The 23,582-nt window shown below is 62.9% G+C and carries 17 protein-coding genes and 2 pseudogenes; 13 read left to right on the forward strand and 6 right to left on the reverse strand.

Going from position 1 to position 23,582, the window contains the following annotated elements; genetic code table 11:
* Window positions 1-105: 105 nt before the first annotated feature.
* Entirely contained in the window at window positions 106-1,026 is a 921-nt protein-coding gene (locus HGO38_RS23160) for a LysR family transcriptional regulator (protein ID WP_250958193.1), read from the forward strand.
* Window positions 1,027-1,335: 309 nt separating this feature from the next.
* Here HGO38_RS23160 and HGO38_RS23165 read toward each other — a convergent pair whose 3' ends face one another.
* The 4 genes from HGO38_RS23165 to HGO38_RS23180 all read right to left on the reverse strand — a co-directional run bounded on the left by HGO38_RS23165 (window position 1,336) and on the right by HGO38_RS23180 (window position 8,021).
* Window positions 1,336-2,247, reverse strand: coding sequence for an aminotransferase class IV (locus HGO38_RS23165; RefSeq protein ID WP_250958194.1), 912 nt, complete (start codon window positions 2,245-2,247; stop codon window positions 1,336-1,338).
* 90 nt (window positions 2,248-2,337) lie between these two features.
* On the reverse strand, window positions 2,338-4,134 hold the full coding sequence (locus tag HGO38_RS23170; protein ID WP_250958195.1) for a hydantoinase B/oxoprolinase family protein: 1,797 nt from the start codon (window positions 4,132-4,134) through the stop codon (window positions 2,338-2,340).
* 12 nt (window positions 4,135-4,146) lie between these two features.
* On the reverse strand, window positions 4,147-5,952 hold the full coding sequence (locus HGO38_RS23175; RefSeq protein ID WP_250958196.1) for a hydantoinase B/oxoprolinase family protein: 1,806 nt from the start codon (window positions 5,950-5,952) through the stop codon (window positions 4,147-4,149).
* Window positions 5,953-5,963: 11 nt separating this feature from the next.
* Entirely contained in the window at window positions 5,964-8,021 is a 2,058-nt protein-coding gene (locus HGO38_RS23180) for a hydantoinase/oxoprolinase family protein (RefSeq protein WP_250958197.1), read from the reverse strand.
* Window positions 8,022-8,192: 171 nt separating this feature from the next.
* On the opposite strand from HGO38_RS23180, the gene groEL reads away from it, so the two are divergent.
* From groEL to HGO38_RS23240, 12 genes are all read left to right on the forward strand, one after another.
* The gene (gene groEL, locus HGO38_RS23185; RefSeq protein WP_284739527.1) at window positions 8,193-9,746 is read left to right on the forward strand and encodes a chaperonin GroEL; all 1,554 of its coding nucleotides are present in this window, start codon (window positions 8,193-8,195) and stop codon (window positions 9,744-9,746) included.
* Window positions 9,747-10,003: 257 nt separating this feature from the next.
* Window positions 10,004-11,125: an ABC transporter ATP-binding protein gene (locus HGO38_RS23190; protein ID WP_250958198.1), complete on the forward strand. Its 1,122-nt coding sequence runs from the start codon at window positions 10,004-10,006 to the stop codon at window positions 11,123-11,125.
* A gap of 62 nt (window positions 11,126-11,187) precedes the next feature.
* Window positions 11,188-12,393 (forward strand): twin-arginine translocation signal domain-containing protein, encoded by a 1,206-nt coding sequence (locus HGO38_RS23195; protein ID WP_250958199.1) that lies wholly within the window; start codon window positions 11,188-11,190, stop codon window positions 12,391-12,393.
* A gap of 91 nt (window positions 12,394-12,484) precedes the next feature.
* A complete protein-coding gene (locus tag HGO38_RS23200) occupies window positions 12,485-13,417 on the forward strand; it encodes an ABC transporter permease (protein ID WP_250958200.1) in 933 nt (310 codons plus the stop codon).
* Window positions 13,418-13,433: 16 nt separating this feature from the next.
* Window positions 13,434-14,291 (forward strand): ABC transporter permease, encoded by an 858-nt coding sequence (locus HGO38_RS23205; protein WP_250958201.1) that lies wholly within the window; start codon window positions 13,434-13,436, stop codon window positions 14,289-14,291.
* An 87-nt stretch (window positions 14,292-14,378) separates the two neighbouring features.
* A complete protein-coding gene (locus HGO38_RS23210) occupies window positions 14,379-15,803 on the forward strand; it encodes an aminotransferase (protein ID WP_250958202.1) in 1,425 nt (474 codons plus the stop codon).
* A gap of 61 nt (window positions 15,804-15,864) precedes the next feature.
* On the forward strand, window positions 15,865-16,554 hold the full coding sequence (locus HGO38_RS23215; RefSeq protein ID WP_250958203.1) for a GntR family transcriptional regulator: 690 nt from the start codon (window positions 15,865-15,867) through the stop codon (window positions 16,552-16,554).
* A gap of 45 nt (window positions 16,555-16,599) precedes the next feature.
* Window positions 16,600-16,788, forward strand: coding sequence for a hypothetical protein (locus HGO38_RS23220; RefSeq protein WP_250958204.1), 189 nt, complete (start codon window positions 16,600-16,602; stop codon window positions 16,786-16,788).
* A gap of 78 nt (window positions 16,789-16,866) precedes the next feature.
* Window positions 16,867-18,888 carry a hydantoinase/oxoprolinase family protein gene (locus HGO38_RS23225; protein WP_250958205.1) on the forward strand — a complete coding sequence of 674 codons (2,022 nt, stop codon included), beginning with the start codon at window positions 16,867-16,869 and terminating at the stop codon, window positions 18,886-18,888.
* Between the two features lie 12 nt (window positions 18,889-18,900).
* Window positions 18,901-20,613, forward strand: coding sequence for a hydantoinase B/oxoprolinase family protein (locus HGO38_RS23230; RefSeq protein ID WP_250958206.1), 1,713 nt, complete (start codon window positions 18,901-18,903; stop codon window positions 20,611-20,613).
* 61 nt (window positions 20,614-20,674) lie between these two features.
* Entirely contained in the window at window positions 20,675-21,559 is an 885-nt protein-coding gene (locus HGO38_RS23235) for an NAD(P)-dependent oxidoreductase (protein WP_250958207.1), read from the forward strand.
* A 183-nt stretch (window positions 21,560-21,742) separates the two neighbouring features.
* On the forward strand, window positions 21,743-22,627 hold the full coding sequence (locus HGO38_RS23240; RefSeq protein ID WP_250958208.1) for a DMT family transporter: 885 nt from the start codon (window positions 21,743-21,745) through the stop codon (window positions 22,625-22,627).
* Between the two features lie 167 nt (window positions 22,628-22,794).
* Here HGO38_RS23240 and HGO38_RS23245 read toward each other — a convergent pair.
* Together HGO38_RS23245 and HGO38_RS23250 are read right to left on the reverse strand one after the other, a co-directional pair.
* A pseudogene (locus HGO38_RS23245) lies at window positions 22,795-22,932 on the reverse strand (IS5/IS1182 family transposase); the annotation flags it as partial.
* A 303-nt stretch (window positions 22,933-23,235) separates the two neighbouring features.
* Window positions 23,236-23,582, reverse strand: a pseudogene (locus HGO38_RS23250) (transposase); the annotation flags it as partial.

Genomic DNA, 23,582 nt, shown 5'->3' on the forward strand with positions numbered 1-23,582 from the left:
AGGAAGCTATTCCCGATGCGCGACCCTTGATACGAAAAATGCGCTGCAAGTTCATTCAATTTTGATATGAATCGACCATGAGGCGACACGGCGGCTGGGATATGAATGGCTGAACTCAATCTGCGGCAGATCGAAGTTTTTCGAGCGACGATGAAATTCGGAACGGTGACGGCAGCAGCGGCGGCGCTGGCCTCGTCGCAGCCGACGATTACCCGCGAACTCAGGCGACTGGAGGACACGGTAGGTTTTCCGTTGTTCGAGAGGCGCCGGCAGCGGCTGCATCCGACGGCCCGGGCGCTGAAACTCTATCACGAGGTGCAGGCGTCCTTCATCGGCCTTGACCGGATCAATGCCTGCGTCGACGGGCTGCGCGGCTCCTATGACGAGATTCTGTATATTGCAACATTGCCGGCTTTTGCGCAGAATCTGCTGCCGGAGGCTCTGCGACGGCTGCTCGCCAGCCATCCGCACGTGTCAGTCCGAATCGATACAGCCGATCCGCGCAATCAGTCGCCAATCTCCGGCTTCAATTTCGATATCGGCCTGGTCGAGGGAAGCTATACAGCGGCCAATGCCGATGTCGTCACCGTCGGCAGCTTCGACCAGATCTGTGTTCTGCCCGCAGGTCATCCGTTGTGCGCCCGAAAGGTGCTGGCGCCGGAGGATTTTCGGGACATGGACTTCATTTCGCTGGGGGAGAACGATCCCTTTCGCATGCAGATAGACCGGATGTTCGACGAAGCCGGCGTCACGCGCAAGATGTCGATCAGCACGCAGTCGGCCAACGCAGTGTGCGAAATGGTGGCATGCGGCCTCGGGTTGGCGATCATCAATCCGCTGACCGCCCTCTCATATCGCGACAGGCCGATCATCCTTCGGCGGCTGTCACAGTCGGTGCGTTTCCTCGTCTCAGCCTTGCGACCCGCCAACCGCCCGGTTGTTAACAGCGGTGAAAACCTTATTCAACATCTGATGGCCGTTTGCAGTGAGCGGGCTCGCCTGCTCGATCGCCTTTTGGAAGAGTAAGAGGGCTCTGGTCGACCTCTTTGCCTCAATAGGCAGCGCTGCCATAATATTGGGGGCTGTATTTAGCGGCTCCCGCTGAGCTGCATCATATTGAGGATTTGCTGCCGAGCGCGCATAGAACGCGTGGCCGGTACGGACCCCTTCAAGACCTTGGACGGCAAATATCGGCGGGAAACTGCTGCTCGCTGCGGCCTGGATGAATGACGTAATGGCGCCGTTTCCAGACAGTCCACTTTAAAGGGGCGAGGATCGGTAAGCTATCGTACACCAACCGATCCCATTGCGGCCGGACATCTGGCTCGCCGCCCCTCACACGTCGTCGTAATTCACCGGCGTTGCATGCCAGCCCTCGGCGCGCCTTGCCCAGAAGCGATCTTTCAATGTGGTCGAGATCGGCCCCGGCCGGTCGTTTCCCATGATGCGGCCGTCAATGCGCGACACCGGCATGATGCCGCCGGCCGTGGTACAGGTGAAGATCTCGTCGGCCTCGCGTAGTTCCTTCGCCGGCACGTCGCGGATCTCGCATCGGATGCCGAGTTCCTTGCAAAGCTCGAAGACGGATTGCCGCGTTATGCCGTCGAGGCCGCCGCGTGCGGGGGTGGCGACCACGCCATCGATGATCGAGAAAACGTTGAAGCCCGGTCCCTCGGTGACATTGCCGTCCCCATCGAGCAGGACGCTATAGTCGGCGCCCCTGTCATAGGCCTCGAACAGGCCGGCGGTGAGGTCACCCCAGTGAAAATTCTTCACGCGCGGATCGAAGGATTCCGGCGGGATGCGCAGCGTTTTTGCGATGACCAGATGGAGGCCCCGGACGAAATGTTCCTCGGTCGCGATCGACACCCATGGCACGGCATAGGCGATCAGGTAATTGCGGGCGTTCAACGGATGGCGCGGCAGGCCGGGAAGTGGAAGGCCGCGCAGACAGTCCATCGCCACATAGGCCGAGGTGAGGCCGGTCATGGCGACCAGCCGGTTGAGGATCGCCCGGATCGCGTCGTCGCTCTCCGGCGGCTTCAGCCGGAGCGCGTCCATCGAGGCGCGGAAGCGGCGGAGATGGTCGTCAAGGCGGAAGAAATTGCCGTCGGTGACGCCGACAACGTCATAGGTAACGTCGGAGCGGCGATAGCCGAAATCGGTAACGTGGACGTTCGCCTCGGCGATCGGCACATAGCGGCCGTCGACATAAGCGGCGCCGGCGGCAAAACGGTTTGTCTCCATTGTCTCCCTCCTTATGGTTTTCGCGCGAGGCCGATCCGCGGCGCAAACAGCGCCGCGGGCCTCGTCCATCGCATGAACGTTGGTCTGGCGTCAGGCCAGGGCGCGCAAAGCCTCCGTCGCGGCTATGTCGATCGCCAGCGTCCCGTCCTCGGCCGAGCCGGTGATGGCAAGGCCGTAGACCTCGCGGGCGCGCTCGACGCTGATCCAGCCCTCGGAGAGGTCGGCGAACACCGCCTCTGGGCTGCGCGTTTTCGGATCGCCGTAGCCGCCACCGCCGGCCGAGACCGAGATCACAGATTCCCCCGGTGCAAGGGCGAGGCCGTAGCAGCCGGGAAGCCGGGTGAGGCTGCCGTCACGCTCCCGCTTGAAGGCGTCGGAAAGCCCGCCCGGACCGCCGCCGGCCGCCCCGAGCGCCGGGTTGATCGTGCCGTCGGCGGTGTAGATCACCGTCATGTTGCAGCCGTCCACCGGGCCGAACTCCGAGCGGATCGACGGCGCGCCGCGATGGCGGCCCGCGCCTTCTGTGTCGGTGACCAGTTCGCGGGAGGCGACGAAGAGAGGATGGTGGAGCTCGTCGACCTCGACGCTGTCCTGCCGGCAAAGGCCGGCATTGCCGGTGTGGATCATGGTCAGATACCCGTCGCTGATCGGCGTTCCCGCGCCGCCGGAGACGCCGAGGAAGATCTGGTTGACGAAGGCCTCGCCGCTCTTCGGATCCTTGCCCGAGATGACACCCATGGCCGGCGGCATGATCGAGCCGACCTCGGCCATGCCGTAGCCGCTGGCGATCTCGGCCATGGCGCGCTGCACCGGCGAGGAGACGCGGTCGGCAAGGTTGGTCGTCGCCACGGAGCAGGAAGCCGGATGGCGCGGGATACCGACGACGCAGTTTTCCCGGAGTTTTACCTCGACGCGACGAAAACTGCCGGCATTCGGCGGCACCGAATGGTCGAGCAGACCATTATAGATGCCGATCATAGCCGAGGTGCGGGCGCAGCCTTCCGACAGATTGAGGCCGGAGGGCTGGCAGTCGATATTGTCGGTGAGGTCGACCGTAATCCGCCCCGCCGTCGCGTCGATTTCGAGCGTCACGTTGACCGGAATCCCGTTCGGCACGCCGGGAAACGGGTCGTGGGCGGAATGGACCGTAACTTTGCCGGACGGCAGGCGGGAAATTGCCTGCGCCATCTTGTCTTCCGAATAGGCGAACCAGCTCTCGGCATAGTCTTTCAGCGTGTCCCAGCCGATCTCCTTTCCGAGCGCCAGAAGCTCGCGCTCGCCGATGCGCACGGCACCGAGCGTCGCCAGGTAATCGCCCCACCACTGTTCCGAGACGCGGATGCGCGCACGGCACATGCGGATGAGATCCTGATTGTCCTCGTAGCCGGACTGGATCTTGGCTGCGGAAAAAATCAGTGCACCTTCGTTATAGACGTCGGAGGCATCGCCCATATAGGTGGTCGGCTTGGAATTGCCGCAGTCGGCCTGATGCGCCTTGGCGAGCACGAAGAAGCGGGTGATGCCTTCCTCGTCGACCACAGGGACGATCAGGCAATGGTCGGCGGCGTGCGAATCCCCCTCGTAGGGGCTATTGTGCAGGAAGCAGTCGCCGGCCTTCAGCACTGGATGATACTTCTTCACATACTGGCACATGATGTCCGGACCGATCAGCGTATGGATCGGGAGGCTCTCGGCGGAGGCGAGAAGCTCGCAGTCGGCCGTGAGGATGACGCAGGAAAAGTCGTGCGCAGTGTTCAGGACGCCGGACCTCGCCGTGCGGAACAGCGTGTTCTGCATCTTGCGAGCGATCCCCTCCATTCGGTTGGAGATGATCGCCATGCGCACGCCCTTGGCGGGCGCCTCGACGGTCTTCGAGATGATCGACATGGAAACTCTCCTCTACAGGTTGGCGGCGAGCGCTGCCCGTTGCACCTTTGTCGCGTCAAGATCGACGGCGAGCGAATCATCGTCGGGGCTGCCGGTGGTGATGAGGCCATAGACCTCGCGCGCACGGTCAGGCGTGATCCAGCCTTCGCGCAGATCGTGCAGCACACGCTCGGGCGCGCGCTGCAGTGGAGAGCCGTAGCCCCCGCCGCCCGACGAATAGGAGACGACCGTCTCGCCGGGAATAAGCTCGGCGCCGTAGCAGGCCGGCAGGCTTATAAGTGAACCGTCAAGGCCGCGCTTCAGCGCCTGCGTCCGCGCGCCTTCGGTGCCGCCGCGAGTGCCCAGGGCCGGCGTGATCGTGCCATCGGCGGTGTAGAGCACCTTCATCTCGCAGCCGGCAACCGGACCGAACTCCGCCAGCATCGAGGGCGCGCCTCGGAAAGTCCCGGCCCCTTCCGTATCGGGAACAAGACGCCGGCCAGCGACGAAGATGGGGTGATGCAACTCGTCGACCTCGATGCAGTCGAGATGACACATGCCGGCATTGCCGACATGAATGATCGAGAGGAATCCGTCGGTGACCGGCGTGCCGGCGCCGCCGGTGACGCCGATATGGATCTGGTTGACGAAGGGCTCGTTCTCGTGGCGTGGATCTTTGCCGGAAATGACGCCCATGCCCGGCGGCATGATCGGCCCGGTCTCGGCCATGCCGAAACCGGGCGCGATTTCGGCCAATGCCCGCTGCACCGGATTGGCGACGCGATCGGCGAGATTGGTCGTCGCCACCGAGCAGGAGGCCGGATGGCGGGGGATGCCGACGCAGCAGTTTTCCCGAATCCTGATGTCAAGCCGGCGGAAGCTGCCGGCATTGACCGGCACCGTATGGTCGATCAGGCTGTTGAAGATCGCCACCATCGCCGCGCTCATCGACGTGCCCTCTGTGAGGTTGAGGCCGCAGGGCTGGCAATCGGGATTGTCGGTGAGGTCGACGCGGATCATCGCGGCGGTCGCGTCCACTTCGACAACGGCCTTGACGGGAATGCCATCCGGCACGCCGGGGAAGGGATCGTGCGCCGTCGTGACGACGCGCTTGCCGGAGGGCAGTCTTGCGATGGCATCGGCCATCTTGCGCTCGGAATAGTCGAACCAGCTCTCGGCATAGTTGTCCAGCTCCGCCCAGCCGAAGGTCTTGCCCAGTTCGAGGATCTCGCGCTCGCCGATGCGCACTGCGCCGAGTGTGGCGAGATAGTCGCCCCACCACTGGTCGGAGACGCGGATACGCGCCCGGCACATGCGGATCAGATCCTGGTTGTCCTCGTAGTCCGACTGGATTTTTGCTGCCGAGAAGATCAGTGCGCCCTCTTCGTAGACGTCTGCGACGTCGCCGAGATAGGTGGAGGGGCGCGAATTGCCGCAATCGGCTTGGTGCGCCTTGGCGAGAACGAAGAAGCGCAGCACGCCACCATCGTCCACCACAGGCACAATGAGGCAATGATCGGCGGCATGGGAGTTGCCTTCGTAGGGGCTGTTGTGCAGGAAGCAGTCTCCCTTCTTCAGGTCCGGATGATATTTCATTACATACCGGCACATGATGTCCGGCCCGGTCAGCGTGTGGCTGGGCAGGCTTTCGGCGGCGGCGAGAAGCCGGCAATCGGCCGTTAGGATGACGCAGGAGAAATCATGCGCCGTGTTGAGGATGCCGGAGCGGGCGGTGCGGAACAGCGTATTCTGCATCTTGCGGGCGATGCTCTCGAAGCGGCTCGCGAGGATCGCCGTCTTGACGCCATCGGTCCTTCGGACCGGGATGTTCAGGTTCATGACGCAACCTTTCAGAACGTGACTTTGAGACCGCCGCCATCGGTGCGCTGGGCGAGCGTGCCCGGATCGACGACAACGGTGGTGAACGAGGATTCGATGATCGCCGGCCCGTTGACCGGCGCATTGGCAGGCATAGTCTCGAAGCGGATGACCTCGGCGTTGGTCCAGCCTGTCTCGGTGAAATAGACCGGCCGCCGGGCGACCCGGGCAGCGACGTCCTCCATCGGCAGGCGACCTGTGCCGCCTTCGCGGATCTTGCAGCTCACCTTGGCGCGCCAGGTGACGAACTCGATGTCGGAATCTGGATCGGTGATCTCGAAGATAGTCCTGTGGGTCTCGTGGAAGGCCTGCTTCAGCGCAGCAAGATCGGCCTCGTCGCGGATGCGGCTTGTCGTCATCGGCACCTCAATCTCCCAGATCTGGTGCATGTAACGCGCCTCGACCGAAAACTCCGTGGTCACGCTCAGCGCCCCGGCCCCGGGCCCTTCGGCAAAGGCCTTGCAGCGCGCGTCGAGGCTGTCGAGCACGGCGTTCACCTGGTCATAGGCGAAACGGCGGCTGGTCGTGTACTGCATCTGGGCATAGTCGGAGGTGACGTCCGACATCAGCGCGCCGGCGGCCGACAGCACCGAGCCCGCCTCGGGGATGAGAACGCCTGCGCAGCCGAGACGGCGGCCGACCGCAACGGCATTGAGGCCGGCAGCACCGCCGCCGCCGATCAGCACGGCGTTCGACGGGTCGATGCCCTGGTTGATGGTGATCTCGTCGATGGCGCCCACCATCTTCTCGGTCGCTAGCGTCAGCACGGAAGCTGCCGCCTCCTCGACGCTGAGGCCCAGCGGCTCGGCGATCTTCACCTGAAGCACCTTTCGCGCGGCCTCCCGGTCAAGCACCATCGTGCCGCCAAGGAAGAAGTCGGGGTCGATATAGCCGAGGATGATCGAGCAGTCGGTCACGGTCGGCTCGGTGCCGCCCTTGCCATAGGCGACGGGGCCGGGGGTTGAGCCGGCCGATTGCGGGCCGACGCGCAGAAGCCCGCCATCGTCCACCCAGGCGATCGAGCCGCCGCCGGCGCCGATGCTCTTCACGTCGACCGAGGGGAAGCCGGTCATGTGACCGCGGAACCGCTGGCCGATCCAGGTCTCGCGTGTCCAGGGAATGCGTCCGTCGCGCACCAGGCTGATGTCATAGGTGGTGCCGCCGGTATCGGCGACGATCGCTTCCGCTTGGTTGAAATCCCGGTCGGTGTAGAAGCGGCCGGCGATCGGCGCCATGGCCGGGCCAGAATTGATCGAATGGATCGGCGCGCGGGCGACTGCCTCCGCGTCCATGATGCCGCCGCCGGAGGTGACCATCAGCGTGCGGCCGGTAAAGCCCGCTTCGCGCAGCCGCCGCGTCAGACTGTCGAGATAATCGAACATCAGCGGCTTGAGCGAGGCATCAATGACGGTGGCAGAGGCGCGGCGATATTCGCGCAAGGTCGGGTTCAGCGCGTGGGAGAGCGTGACCGGCACGCCGGGCAGGTGCTCGGCCAGCAACTCGCCCATCCTGATCTCATGGGCCGGATTGACGATCGACCAGAGGAAGCAGACGCCGACCGCCTCGACCTTCATCGCCTTCAGCCGCTCGATGGCCGCGATCGTGGCCACCTCGTCGAGCGCTTTGTGAACAGTGCCATCGGCCTCAATCCGCTCGGGGATCTCGAAGGTCAGCCGGCGCGGCACATAGGGCTCGGGATAGGCAACGGTGAAATTGAACGGCTCGATGCGGCCGCCCTCGCGGATGACCAGCACGTCGGGATGTCCTTCAGTTGTCAGGAAGGCGGTGCGGGCCGTGTTGCCGGTGAGGATCGCGTTGATGGCGCGCGTCGTGCCGTGAATGAACATGTCGGCCTTCGACAGAAAGGCCTGGCGCTCCATGCCGAAGTGTTCGGCGGCAAGTGTCAGTGCATTCAGCACGCCGCGGACCGGATCGTCCGGTGTGGTCGATGCTTTGAAGAGACGGATTTCCTCGCCGTCCTCGACAACGAGGTCCGTGAAAGTCCCACCTGTGTCACACGCTAGACGCATCAGCTCAGTCCTTGTTCATCGCTTCGGAAACAGGCAAAACATTGCACAAAAAATGTGATCACAGTTTTGCCTCTTGAAACTCGATGCAATCCACGTGCCATATGGTAGGCGGGCCCGGAAAACGGCTCTGGAAGACCGAATTGAACAGGAAAGGTGCAGCTTGTGAGCAAAATGATTGTGCAGTGCGGCGAAAATGCCCGGCTATCCTTGATGCATGGCATTGATCTGGTTGCGGATCTCGTGGCAACGACGATCGGACCCGCCGGGAGGGCCGTCCTGTCGGCGCGCAATCACACGGCGCCCGTTCTTCTGCGGGGCGGCAATGCAATAGCGAACGAGGTGGTGGTCGAGGGGCCGGGATTGCGTGCCGGCAGCATTGCCATGCGGCAGCTGGCGTCCGATGTTCAGGCTACGGCGGGGGACGGAACCTCGACCGCGCTCCTCCTCGCCCGCGCACTCTTTCACGGAGCAAGCTACGGAATACATTGTGGTTTTTCTCCGGTCGCCGTGAGGCAAGGCATCATTTCACATGGTGAGCATGTCCTCGCGGAGCTTGCTATGGCCACTCGTCCGGTCACTGACGGAGATGCGCTTGGCATTGCCGTCCGTGCGGCCGGCGGTGATAGCGATATCGGGCGTATTGTCCAGGCCGCCTTCGTCGAAGCCGGGCCTGAAGGGGTGGTGCAGGTCGAGGCAGGGCATGGCCGCGAGGACGACCTCGACCTGCGGCGTGGCATGACCTTTACGCAGGGCTTGTTGTCGGCCAACTTCGCCACGGATCCGGCCGGCCAAGTGGTCGAGCTCAACAAGCCATTGATATTGCTCCATCAAGGACCGATTGACGGCTTCACCGATATTGCCCGGATCCTCGAAATGATCGCGCAATCCGGCAAGGAGCTGCTGATTGTCGCCGACAGATTCGCGCCCGAGGCGATGGCAACGCTCGTCGCCAACCGCCAGACTCAGGGGTTTCGTGTGACGCCGATGCTGGCGCCGGGCGTCGGGCCTTGGCGGGCACTACTCCTGGAGGATATGGCCGTCGCGACCGGCGCGACGCTGGTTGGCGCCACGGTCGGAACGGCGTTGCGGCAGTTACGGCCCGACATGCTCGGGCGTGCCGACCTCGTGACCATGACCCGGCAATCGACGGCAGTTATTGGCGGAAAAGGCGAGAAAAGTGGGATTCTGGCCCATTGCGACGGCATCCGGCTGGCGATCAAACGCGAGCGTTATCTCGCTCATGATCGGGAGCAGCACCAGCAGCGCCTTGCCCGTTTTCAGGCCGGCGTCGCCCGGCTTCGGATCGGCGGGGATACGCCAACGGTGCTCGCATCTCGACAGGCACGCGCCACCTCTGCCGCCGCCGCTCTGCGTGCCACGTCCGGCGGTGTGATCCCCGGCGGCGCAGCGGCGCTGATCCATGCCGGCAGACGCTCCGTTCGGTTCTTGCCGAAGGATGATCTCGGCCGGGTGACGGGTGTCATCTTCGCCCGTGCCTTGGCCGCGCCGATGGCGGCGCTGGTTGAAAATTGCGGCGAGGATGGACGCGCCGTTTGCCATAGATTGGAAATGGGTGCGGAAAATCAATCCTATGACGTAGAAAGCCGGTGCGCTGCCGATGCCGATCACCTCGCCATTCCGGCATCGATCCTAACCGGTGCGCTGCGCGCCGCATGCGCCTTCGCCGCCAATATGATCGGTGTCGAGGCGTCCGTGACAAAATAAGGGCCAAAGTGGTGGCGCTGTGCCAGTGCCACACGTCCGACCGTCAGGTGGAGTGCACATTTTGTCATCCGAATCGTCCGGTATGTCGGGCAAAAGATGATTTTTTGCGCATACACACCGTCGTCCGCAAAACTGTTCCCCCTCGCATGCGCGCGCGTACAATGCTGCGCTGCAAACATACTGATTTTTCCAGTTTGGCACGCGTATTGCATTGTGATCACAGAAATCGATGTTTTTGTTTTCTGGAGATTCCGCCCATGTCCAGTTCAGCGATGTTTGCAGAGGTTCCGTCCCCCGTTAAGACCTCATCTCCGATCCTCGAGATCGTCGACGCCATCCACGCTTATGACGGCATTGTGGCGCTGGACAATGTCACCGTGTCCGCCGCCCCCGGTGAGTTTCTCACCATTCTCGGCGAGAGCGGTTCGGGCAAGACGACATTGCTCCGGCTGATCTCGGGGCTTGAAAAGCCCTACAAGGTCGGCACGCTGAAGTTGGAGGGTATTGACGTGCGCGAGGTGCCGGCCTTCCAGCGTAACTGCACCACCGTCTTCCAGAACTATGCGCTATTCCCCCACATGACGGTCGGCGCCAATGTCGAGTACGGGCTGAAGGTAAGCGGTATCCCGGCAAAGGAGCGGCAGACGCGGGCGCGCGAGGCGCTGCGCCTCGTCCAGCTGCAGGACATGTACGACCGCAAGGTCCACCAGCTCTCCGGTGGCCAGCGTCAGCGCGTGGCGCTCGCTCGCGCCCTTGTGCCGCGCCCGGCGATCCTTCTCCTGGACGAACCGCTCGGCGCGCTCGACGAGAAGCTGCGCGTCGACATGCAGGTCGAGCTCATGCACCTCCACAAGCAGCTCGGCATGACCTTCATCTATATCACCCACAGCCAGGAAGAGGCGCTCACCATGAGCGACCGGATCATCCTGATGCGCAAGGGCAGGATCGAGCAGTCAGGGCCACCGTCCGAGATCTTTGACAGCCCCGTCTCCAGCTTCGCCGCGAAGTTCATGGGTGTCGACAATTGCCTGGAGGGGACGCTCGTCTCCCTGTCGGGCGGGCATGCCTCCGTTTCCGTCGCGGGCCATGTGGTCGAGGGGCGCTGGACTGGCAGGAGCGTGCCGAAGGAAGGGTCTGCCGTCGCCGTCGGCATGCGCGCCGAATGGCTGCACCTCAGTGACGCCGCCCCCGCATCGCCCGACATCAACGTGCTGGCCTGCTCGCCAGAGGATTCGATCTACAAGGGCAAATATCTCGACCGAACGGTCAAAACCGAGCTTGGCACGCTGAAGGCCCGCATCTGGGATACGACCTCGGCTGCCCGGAACCCGTCCTTCGTCCAGTGGAAGAAGGACGACTGCATCGTAATGAAAGTCTGAAGCGAAACGCTTCGCGCCACCGGCATTCCTGTTCAGCATCCCTTGAGGGGAAGGAGACTCCAATGACTTCTGGAAAGACCGATACGCCTAACGTCAACATGTCGCGCCGAGATTTCATGAGCACGCTGCTCTCGGTTACAGCCGTGGGAGCCGCGGCATCGATGATGCCGGGACTGACGCAGCAAGCCTGGGCGGCCGGCCAGGCGGTCAAGGGCTATGGCGTGACAACCGCCCAGCTGAAGGACTGGTCAATCATGTCCAAGTCTCTGGGCATCGATGTCGACTACACGCCGACAAACGCCGATATCGGCGTCTTCATGCGCGACGTGATGAGCAACAATCTCGGCGCCACCCATGACATCTTCATCTTCGACGGCGGTTCGGAAGACCTGCTCGGCCCGGAGGGTTACTATGCCGAGATCGTCGAGGATCATCCCGAACTCAAGCTCTGGGAGCGCACGGACGACAGCTGGAAGCGCGCCGCCTACCTGCGCGCCAATGACAAGCAGTATGGCGTTCCGGTTATCGGCAACGGCGATGCCTTCGGTTATTTCCCGGCCGCAATCGACGCCAACCCCAACGGTCTGGACGAAATCCCCTGGACGACCTTTTTCGAGGGCGAGAAGGTCAAAGGCAAAGTCGCCATCGACCGCAGCTGGCTGCAGTCGATGTCGGAAACGGCGAACTTCCTCAAACATCACGGGCGCCTCGAGGTCGAGGACCCGGCCGACCTGCCGCCGGAAGCGGCCCGCGCCGTCGCCGACTACCTGGTCGAGCGCAAGAAGGCCGGGCAATTCCGGACGATCTTCACCGCGTTTGAGGAACAGGTCCAGCTTCTGTCGAATAAGGAAGTCGACATGATCAATTGCTGGGAGCCGGCTACGAAGGAAGCCAATAACTCGCTCGGTGCCGGCTCCGTCATCTACGCCTTCACCGTCGAGGGCTACTATCTCTGGGGCCATGGCGCCAATGTGGCGGCGGCGGCCATGGACCGTGACAACGTCGATAACATCTACAAGCTGCTGAACTACTTCCTCAGCGGCGAGTACCGCGCCTACCAAGCCAAGGAGCGCGGCTATGCCGGCCCCAACATGGATCTCGGTGTCCAGTACGCGATCGACAATGGCTGGTCGCAGCAAGACATCGACAACCTGAAATGGACCGAAGAGAAGGTGAAGCGCAAGTTCCAGAAGCCCTTCTATTGCAAGGTCGTGCCGGACAACGCGTCCGTCATGGAGGAGGAGTGGCAGCGCTTTCTCAATGCCTGAGTAACGATGGCGGTCGCGAGCCCCGCGTCGCGACCGCCTCTCCGTCCGCGATATTCCAGTCCTGTTTCACGATCGTGAGGAGCATCACGCGATGACAGTCTTGACTGAACTCTCCGGCCGACCGCCGCGCAAGCCGCTGTTGCGCCATATCCTCGACCGGCTGACCCCCTCGCGGATCGCCGTTCCTGCCTTCCTGCTCGCCTGGTCGCTCATCGTGATCCTGCCGCTGGTCGTCATCGTGCTGTTCAGCTTCCTGCAGGTACGCCAGTTCCGTGTCCTCTACGATCCGACCCTGGCCACCTGGATCTCGATCATCGATTCCGGCCGCTGGCTCGCCGCCGTCCGCACGCTGCGCATTGCGCTGACAATGACGGTGATCGAGCTTTTGCTGGCATTTCCCTTCGCGCTCTGGCTTGCCAAGGGCTGCCGCTCGAAGAGCCTCAAGGCCGCCATCATCACCCTGCTGACGATCCCCTTTTTCCTCGATGCTGCCTCGCGCATCATCGTATGGCGGTCCATCCTCGGCTCCAATGGAGCGATCAATACGGCGCTGATGGCGACCGGCCTGCTCGACCAGCCGCTTGAGTGGTTGCTCTATTCGGAATTCGCGGTGCATTTCGGCCTGCTCGGCACCCATTTCCCGACCATGGTTTTCCCGATCTTCATGTCGATCGCGCTGATCGACGACGACTATCTGCAGGCCAGCAGCGATCTCGGCGCCAGCCCTGCGCAGACGCTGCTGGGCATCATCTTGCCCCTTGCCCTACCCGGAATTATCGCCGGCATCGTCTTTACCCTGGTGCCGCTGATGGCGGCGTTCGTCGAACCGCAGCTTCTCGGGGGCGGCTTCGTCGATCTTCTGGGCAATTCGGTCGATTCGGCCCTGCAACAGCTCAAATATCCGACCGCTGCGGCCCTCTCAACCCTTGTCGTCGCGCTGCTCGGCATCTGCCTCGCCGTGCTCATCATCGTCACGAAGCGCCGGACAGACCTGGCGTCCATGTTCGTCGCGATGCGGCGCTGAATAGGAGGACCACGTCATGTCGACCGCTGCCATGGAAAGCTACGGTGAACAGGCTAGCAAACGCACCTCAAGCCTGCGCGCGCTTGGCCAGTCCCCGCGCTGGGCATCGCTTGCCAAGGGACTGGGCATCCTCGCCATCGTGATGATCTACATCCCGCTGGTTTGGCTAGCCGTCATGTCCTTCACGGCCAATCCCCTGTCGGGCATTCCCTATCCGCTCACCTTCTCGAACTACGCGTTGCTGATCGGCGATGTGCGTTGGCGCGCACCGCTCTGGACAAGCATCTTCATGAGCCTCGGTGTGGCGCTGGTCTGCATGATCCTTTCCACCTTAGTCGGGCGGGCACTGACGCGCATGGCGCGGCCGGGTGGGCCGCTGCTTCTGACATTGCTGCCTCTCTTCGTGCCGGGCCTGACGATGGGGGCGGCGCTGTTCATCTTCCTGCGCACAATGCTCAACTTGACGCTCGGTCACTGGTCGATTTTTCTTGCGCAGCTCATCTGGGCGCTGCCCTTCTGCATTCTGCTCGTCCTCGTTGTCGCTAGCCGCTTTGACCTCCGGCTGCTCGACGCTGCCGAGGATCTCGGCGCATCGCCGTGGCAGCGCTTCTGGGACATCGAGATGCCGATCCTCAGGCCGGGTATTTTCGGCGCCGGCATCTTCGGCTTCCTGCTGTCCTTCAACGAGTTGCCCCGCTCGCTTTTTGTGCGCGGTGTCCAGACGACCATGCCGATCTACAACTGGGCGATGGCGGCCTCGCAGCAATCGCAGGTGCCGATCATCTTCTCGCTCACCACCATTTTGCTCGCGGTGACGCTGCCGGTGATGGGCGCATTCTTCTGGCTGCTCTTCGTCAAGCTCGACAGGAGCTGATGCCGCACCGCTGCGGCCAAAACACCCCCTGACCGGCAGTTGCGGGACCGGTCGACTCACTGCCGATCATCAAGGAAACACATCCCAATGCTTGACCTGGAAACCACAACCGATGCCAACTACTCGCTGGAGGACATGGATCGGAACACTATCTTCCATCCCCTGACCTCGATTTCCCAGCACATGGCGAAAGGCCCGACGATCATGGGACGGGCGTCTGGCGTCCGGCTTTCCGACCGGAACGGGCGCGCCATGCTCGACTGCTCGGGCGGCCTGTGGTGCGTCAACGTCGGCTACGGCCGGCCGGAAATCGCCGAGGCGGCCAAAAAGGCGATCCTCGACCTGAACTACTGGCACCTGTTCGGCTCTGCCTCGAACGAGGCCACGATCCGCCTCTCCGACCGCGTGCTCGGCCTCCTGCATGAAAATGCCGATGCGCGCCATCTGTCGCGTATTTTCTACGGAACCTCGGGGTCGGACGCCAACGATACCAATTTCAAGCTGGTTCGCTACTATGCCAACCTGCGCGGCAAGCCGGAAAAGAAAAAGGTCATCTCGCGGCTGGGAGGCTATCACGGCTTGACGGTTGCCGCGGCGCAGCTGACCGGTATCCCCTCCTATCACAAGGCCTGGAGCTTGCCGACCGACAGCGTCTTCTACACGGAATGCCCGCATTACTACCGCTTCGCTGAAGCAGGCGAGACGGAGGCCGCTTTCTGCGACCGGATGATCGCTGACCTGGAAGCAATCATCGCACGCGAGGGGGCGGACACGATCGGCGCCTTCATCGCCGAGCCGATCATGGGCACCGGCGGCGTCCTGATCCCGCCTGCGGGCTATTTCGAGCGCGTGCAGGCGATCCTGTCGAGACATGACATTCTGCTAATCGCCGACGAGGTCATTACGGGTTTCGGCCGGACCGGCGAATGGTTCGGCACGGGCATGTTCAAACTGAAGCCGGATCTGGTGACCCTCGCCAAGGGCATCACCAGCGCGTATTTCCCGATGTCGGCCTCGGTCATCTCTCAGCGCATGTGGGAGGTCTTTGAAGCGGCGTCGCCGGAATATGGTCCGGTCATGCACGGTTTCACCTATTCCGGCCACCCGGTCGGAGCCGCCATCGCCATGGCGAATCTCGACATTCTCGAAGGCGAGGGCCTGGTCGGCAATGCCGGCGAAGTCGGCGCCTACCTGCTGGCGGGGCTCGATGAGCGACTTAAAGACCATCCTTATGTCGGCGAGGTGCGCGGGCGCGGTCTGATGATCGGCGTCGAGTTCTCGGCCGATCGTGCCACGCGCCGTCCGTTCAAGGCGGCCGATGGCGTGCACCGGCTGGTCGCCGCCAAGGCGCAGGAAAACGGGCTGATGATCCGCGCGCTCCCCTTCATCGAAGTCGTTTCCTTCTCGCCGGCCCTCTGCATCACCAAGGCTGACTGTGATGAGGCGATCGACATTTTCGCCCGTACGATGGAGGAGATGACGACGGTCTTGTCGCAAAAGGCGGCCGCATAGCGCGTCGGTTCTGTGATATTGCCGGCAGGATAACCGGCGCTATCGCGGAGAGGAGGACAGGATGGAAGACAGCATCGTCGATCGGCCAGGGTTTTCGGGGTCAACACTTGCTGACCATGTGTACCGGGAACTGGAGACCTGGATCGTGGAGGGCGTATGGCTGGCGGAGACGCGCATCAGCCTGCGCAAGATCGCGACCCAGCTCAACACCAGCATGCAGCCGGTGCGCGAGGCGGTAAGCAAGCTCGTCGCCGATTCAGCACTGGAGGTGATCCCTGGCCGGTCGGTGCGCGTGCCGCAGCTGTCGCGCGAGGAGGCCGACGAACTCTGGGCAATCCGGATGCTGCTCGAGGGGGAGGCGGCGGCGCAGTTCGCCGCGCGCAAGTGCCCAGAGGAGGCAAGGCGTCTCTACGAGCACACCAACATCATGAGGGTGCATTATCCCAAGCGGGATACGACCGCGACGATGCGGGCGATCCGCGCCTGGAACATCGCTTTGATCCACGGATCGAAATCGCCGGTCCTCATCGACATGGTGATGCGGCTTCGGCTTCGCTACGCGCCTTTCATTGCTTCAAGCCTGGCTGTCGATCTGCCGCACGAACCGGACTTTCTCAGCTTCACCCTGCATATCCAGGATGAACTGGTGATGGCAATCGAGGCGGGCGACAGCGCCGCCGCGCGGCACCTGCGCTGTTCGGACTTGCGGTCGTTCCAGCGCTATCTCTACAGCCGGAGGGGCTGGATCTGAACGGGCAGGCAGACACGACGTGACGCACGAAGAGGTGGAACAGACATGAAGTTCGGGACGAACAAGCTTTACATCGAGAGCTACACCAAATGCAGGAACTGCGGCGCGCTGATCTACGAGGCGAAGATGGCCGATGCGATCAAGCGCGGCGGAGAGATTTTTTGCGAGGCCTGGTGCGCCGACTGGGCGCAGGCGCGCGCCGAACGCAAGGCCGACGCCGGCACGGCAGCCTGATGCAGCGCGGTTGGCGACGGCTCTGTCAAGAACGATGGGACATGCCCGAAGGCGGGCGCTATTCGAAAGGTCATCCTGATGCATTATCGCCTGGGAATCGATATTGGCGGCACCTTCACCGATTTCGTCGCCTATGACGAATCGGGCGCCGCGCTCAAAGCCTGGAAGAACCTCTCGACGCCGGCCGATCCGGTCGAGGGCGTCATCACGGGGCTTCGCGCCTTTGGCGCCATTGAGGCCATCGACAGCATTCGCCTTGGCACGACGGTTGCGACTAATGCCCTGCTCGAAGGGAAAGGCGCCCGCGTCGCCTATGTGACGACGAAGGGGTTTCGCGACATTCCCTTCATCGCCCGCGGCAACCGCAAGCACCATTTCGACCTTGCCTGGGTGAAGCCGAAGCCGTTCTTGCGCCGTCGCGACGCCTTTGAGGTCTGCGAGCGCGTTAACGCCCTGGGCGAGATCCTCGTTCCCCTCGACGAGGAGGAGGTCCGCGATATCGCCGACGAGATTGCGGCGAGCGGCGACATCGAAGCTGTCGCGGTGATGCTGATGCATTCCTACCTGACGCCCGACCACGAGCAGCAGATCAAGGCGATTTTCGCCGAGGTTCTACCGGATATGCCGGTCTCGATCTCCTATGAAGTGCTGCCAAAATGGAAAGAGCATTATCGCTCCTCCACCACCATCTGCGATGCCTATATCAAGCCGGTCGTGCGCACCCGGATCGGCTCGATGCAGAGGCGGCTGGAAGAGGAGGGGATTGCGGCCCGCCTCGTCATCATGCGTTCCAACGGCGGCGAGATGAGCGCCGACGCCGTCGCCGACGCGCCGATCCAGATCGCCATGTCCGGCCCGACCGGCGGTGTTATCGCCGCGCGGCAGATGGCGCATCGTCTCGGCCTTGACAACCTTGTCACCCTCGACATGGGCGGCACCTCGACGGACGTGTCGACGGTGGTTGACGGCCGCGAGAAGTTTACCACCGATTTCGAGATCGAGTGGGGTCGGCCGATACAGGTGCCGATGATCGACATCCGCACCATCGGCGCCGGCGGCGGCTCGATCGCGCGGATCGACAATGGCGGCATGTTGGTCGTCGGACCGGAAAGCGCCGGCGCCCGGCCCGGCCCGGCCTGCTATGGGCGCGGCGGCACGCTGCCGACGGTCACTGACGCCAATGTCGTGCTGGGGCGTATCAGTGCGCGGAACTTCCTCGGCGGAGAGATGAGCCTCGACGCTGGCGCCGCGCGTGCAGCGGTGGCCCCGATCGCCGACGTCCTGTCGATATCCATCGAAGAGGCGGCGCTGTCGATGGTGCGCATCGCCAACAACACCATGGTCGGCGCGCTGCACACCGTTCTGACAGAACAGGGCCTTGACCCGCGCGATTTCGTTCTCGTCGCTTTCGGCGGCGCCGGGCCTCTTCACGTCAGCGACCTGATGGACGACGCATCTATCCCGCGCGGACTTGTGCCGAATTTCCCCGGCCAGTTCTCCGCCTTCGGATTCACCATGGCCGACAGCCGCGTCGATCGCTACCGCACCGTGCAGCTGAACTCCCGCGCCTTCGACCGCGCCCGCGCCCGCGTCGCCATGGACACATTGACGGCGGAATGCCTCGCGGATCTGTCGAAGCAGGGCCATGACCAGGCGGAAATCTTCCGCAGCGTCGAGATGCGCTATCTCGGCCAGAACTACGAGTTGGAGATCCCGATTCCCGCCGGAGACTTCGACGCCGACCATGTCGCGTCCGTCTTCGAGTCCTTCCATACACAGCACGAAGCCCGGTTCGGATTCCGCCTTGAGGACCATGTGGAGCTCATCAACTTCCTCGTCACGGGGGTTGCCCGTACCGGCGAGGTGGTGCTGCCGGAGATCGATGCGTCGGCGGAACCTCCGGTGCCGGTTTCGGTACGCCCGGTCTATTTCAGCGGTGGCTGGCGCGATACGCCGGTCTATGACCGTCCGGCGCTGAAGGCGGAGCAGACGATCTCGGGACCCGCGCTCATTGAGGAAAATGCCTCGGTCACCGTGCTCGATCCCGGCAAGACGCTATCTGTCGACCGCTACGGCAACCTTCTCGTCACAGCCTTCTGAAGGAGACACGCTATGGACATGGTTTCGCTCAATATCGTCAGCGGCATCCTGGTGTCGATTTGCCGCGACATGGGCGTGACGCTGATGCGCACGTCCTACTCCACCATCTTTTCCGAATCACTCGACTTCACCTGCGGCTTGGCGCTTCCGAACGGTGACCTGATCGCCACGGGCGACTACTGCCCGACGATGATCGGTGGCCTGCCGCTGATCATCTCCAACTGCGTCAAGGAAATCGACATTTCCGATCTCCACGACGGCGACATCATCCTGCACAACGACCCCTATCGCGGGGGGCTGCACACGCCGGAACATACTTTCTTCAAGCCAGTCTTTGTCGGGCGCGAGCTGATCGGCTTCTCCGTCGCCATCGGCCATATCTGCGAGGTGGGCGGCATGGTGCCTGCAGGCTTTGCCGGCGAGGCGACCGAGGTCTTCCACGAGGGTCTGCGCGTGCCGCCCGTCAAGATCAAGCGCGCCGGCAAAGATGTTGACGACGTCTGGCGGCTGCTGCTCGCAAACGTGCGTACGCCGCGCTACAACTACGGCGACTTCCGCGCCATGATCGCTGCCGTCGATCTCGGCGAACGCCGCATGGCCGATCTTGTGCGAAAGCACGGGGTGGACAGTTTTTGCGCACATATGGACGGACTGATGGACTATTCGGAGCGCCGCATGCGCGCCGAGATCGCCGCGATTCCGGACGGGCGCTACACCTTCCACGACTACATGGAAGACGACGGCATCGAGGACAAGCCCTACAGGATTGCCGTCGAGGTAACTGTTGATGGCGATGGCCTCGTCGTCGACTATCATGGCTCGTCGCCGCAGGCCAAAGGGCCGATCAACGCTACGCTCGGCGTCGCCTGGGGTGCGGCTTACAATGCCATCCTGCAACTGACCAGCGCCGACATCCCGAAGAATTCCGGCTGCTTCCGGCCGATCAAGGTGCTGGCGCCACCCGGCTCCGTCGTCAATGTCGACTATCCCGGTCCCTCCGTCGGCGGCAACACGGAAAGCCATTGCCGCATCGCCAATGCGGTGATGGGTGCGCTTTCGGCGCCGCTGAAGGAGCGTTCGGCCGCGACCGACGGCGCCACCCATTCCAACTTCCTGTTCGGCGGCGTCGACAAGCAGACCGGCGAGTTCTTCTGCTGCTACGACCTGACGCCTGTCGGCTGGGGCGGGCGAAGCTTCGCCGACGGCAACGACGCGGTCGGCGGCATCAACGGCAATTGCCCGCATATCCAGGTCGAGGTGTTCGAGTTCCGCTTCCCCTGGCATGTCGAGGAGTTTCGTCTGGTCGACGGGTCCGGCGGACCAGGCACGTTTCGCGGCGGGCTGTCGCTGACGAAAACGCTGCTGTGCACCGATACCGAGATGACCTTCAGCTATATGAGCGACCGGCAGAAGCTCGCTCCCTGGGGCATTCATGGCGGGGGCGATGGCGGCAAGGCAGAACTGTTCATGAAGCCGGCGGGCACGGAGGAATGGCGGACGGTGACGGACCTGTTCGGCAAGGCGTCGCCGAGCAAGTTCGGTAACGTGCCGATCCGGCCGGGCGACCGCATCCGCATCACCTCGCCTGCCGGTGGCGGCTGGGGCGAGCCTTCCGAACGCGACCCCGCGCGCGTCATCGAGGACGCCAAGGACCGGTGGATCACCCGGGAACAGGCTTGCGCTGTCTATGGCCTCGACGAGGCCGTGTTGATGGCGGCGGAATGACGGGCCCTTTTCGTGGCGCGGCTGGACGGGACCTCGCCCATTGTCACACAAGGAATACATCATGACCAAGGAACATATTGGCTTCATCGGCGTCGGCCTGATGGGGCACGGAATGGCGAAGAACCTTCTCGCCAAGGGCTGGCCGCTGACCGTGATGGGGCACCGCAACCGCGCGCCCGTCGACAACCTCGTCTCCCTTGGTGCAGGCGAGGCAAAGACGCCGCGGGAGATGGCGGAGGTGGTCGACGTCGTCATTCTCTGCGTCACCGGCTCGGCCCAGGTGCAGGCCGTAATCGATGGGCCGGACGGACTGCGCGCGGCCGGTCGGCCATTGCTCGTGATCGACTGCTCGACGTCCGATCCGTCGATTACCATGGCCCTTGCCGAAAGACTGGCGCTTGACGGCATCACTCTGATGGACGCGCCGCTTGGACGCACTCCGACGGAAGCAGAAGCAGGGACCCTCGACGTCATGGCCGGCGGTGATAATGCGACTTTTGCCCGCGCCGCGCCGATTCTTGCTGCATTCTCGGACCGGATCATCCACACCGGCCCGACCGGGTCCGGCCATACGACGAAATTGCTCAACAATTTCCTAGCGCTCGGCTATGCGGCACTGTATGCCGAGGCCCTGATGATCGGCGCCAAGACCGGCATCAGTGCCAAAACCTTTGACGGCGTCATCCGTGGCGGCCGGATGGATTGCGGCTTCTATCAGACCTTTGCGAAATGGTTCGTCGAGGGCGACCCGGATGCGCACAAGTTCACGATCAGCAATGCATTGAAGGATGTCACCTATCTGGCAAGCCTCGGCAATGCGCTCGGCGTCGCCAATCCGGTCGGGACGGCGGTCCGCAACAGCTACAGCCTCGCCTGTGGCCTCGGCCATGGCGCCGCCTATGTGCCGCGCCTCGTCGATATCATCAGCGCGTCAAACCGCGGCTAGCCGATGGTTCTGCCACAACCGCGCCGGGCTGCCGGAGAACGGCTCGACGCGGTCTCTCCATCCATCGCGACAGTTGCGGGCGAGGCAGAGCGCCTTCCCCGCGACAGAAACGGGAGCGCCGGGGGCAACGCTTCCGCACTCCGACCTCGAACGGGCCGCCTGGGCGCGACCTCCGGAACTGCCATGAGATCCCAGACCACCGGCTACGTCTTCGCCGTCCTGACCTTCGCCATCTTCGCCTGCCAGGACGCCATCTCCAAGCACCTCGGCGCCCTCTATCCGCCGGTCTTCGTCGCCATGGTCCGATACTGGGTTTTTGCGGTGTTCAGCATTATGATGGCGGTGCGATTTGGCGGCGGCATCCGCGCCGTTGTGCGTGCCCGCCGACCGTGGCTTCAGGTTTTGCGGGGAGGTGTGCTGGCGCTGCAGGTCGTCTGCGCAATCACCGCCTTCTCCACCGCCGGCCTCGTTCAGACGCAGGCGATCATGGCGGTCACGCCGCTGCTGGTCGCGGTTCTGTCCGTGCCCGTGCTCGGAGAGCATGTCGGCTGGCGCCGCTGGTTGGCGATCGGCGCGGGGTTTGTCGGGGTGATGGTCATCCTGAAACCGGGCCTGAACTTTCTTGAAAGCAATCTCGTCGTTCCGGTCATCGCGGCACTCCTGCTCGGCCTCTACGCCATCCTGACGCGCCTTGCCGGCCGCGACGACGCGCCGATGACGAGTTTTCTCTATATCGGCGTCATCGGAGCGCTCAGCCTTTCGGTCGTTGGTCCCTTCTACTGGACACCGATGGATGCCGAGGGGCTGTTCTGGCTTGCAATCGTCTGCCTCACCAGCATCTCCAGCCACTATTGCTTCATCCGCGCCTATGAATGCCTCGATGCGGTTCTCGTGCAACCGATCAGCTACATGCAGCTTGTGCTCGCGACCACGATCGGCATCGTCGTCTTCGACGAGACCCTGCATCTCAACGTTGCGATCGGGTCGGTCATCGTCGTTGCCGCTGGTCTGTTCACGATCTGGCGGGAGGCCATCGCACGGCGAAGGGCAGTGTCGGCGTCAGAATGACGTTTGCAGGCAACGGGGCCTTCAAACATTTTTTGGGAGGATTGGCGCTCTGCGCCCTGATATTAGGGTCAGGCTATTGAAAAGGGGAATAGCAATGCTCAAGAAAGTTGTAGCGTCGGCTTGGCGATACTCATCGTCGGTGGAATAGGCCGCCTGACTGGGGTGGTACAGGAACTGTCGGTCATGACGATTTCTCCATCGAAAGCTTTGGAGATCTCGCCCAGGACGTGATCCCAGACGCCCGTCTTGTGCGATCGCACGAACCGGTTGTAGCAGGTTGTACAGGGACCATATCGATCAGGAAGGGTCAGTCTTATCTCGCCTATCCCTCAGTGCGCTTCATGAGGCCAGTCGTAAGATCCTTCACGGATTTCGCACTTCCGGCGCTTCGGGCAATTGAGGGAATTGACGCGGCATAGCCTTGCGGATCGTAGATTTCAGGCAGACTGTCCGAAAACTCTTTGGATTGAATGATGGCATGCGCTGTTGAGTGTCCGGAACTCTGCAGGCATCGAGATTTTTCTGATTTCGATGTCCAAAGGCCCGATAAGGCACTGTTGAGCACTTTAGCACCCGTATTTTGCAAAAAATGCACAAAATGGCGCCTGTTATGCCCTAACGGCGGCGATCAGATCCGCAACACCGACAAGAGTGATGGCTCTTTTGATATTGTAGGCGAGCGCCGTCAGGCTGAACTCCCCCGCGGACGTTTTCCAGCCTGCGCATCAGGAACGCGCCCTGATACATCCATTGTTTTATGGTACCGAACGGATGTTCGACGCTTTCGCGCCTTTGGTCCAGAATGTCGGGCCGGGCGGCAAGACGCGACGCCATGCGGTCGAGCACCGCCTCGTTCTCAAGTCGCGAGACGCGGCGGAAGGCCTTGGTACAGCGTTCGCGCAGATGGCACGCTTTGCAGGCGTCACGGTTGACGTAGTCGATCTTCACATTGTCG

It is taken from the genome of Rhizobium sp. CG5 (assembly GCF_023701945.1).
GTDB lineage: Bacteria > Pseudomonadota > Alphaproteobacteria > Rhizobiales > Rhizobiaceae > Allorhizobium.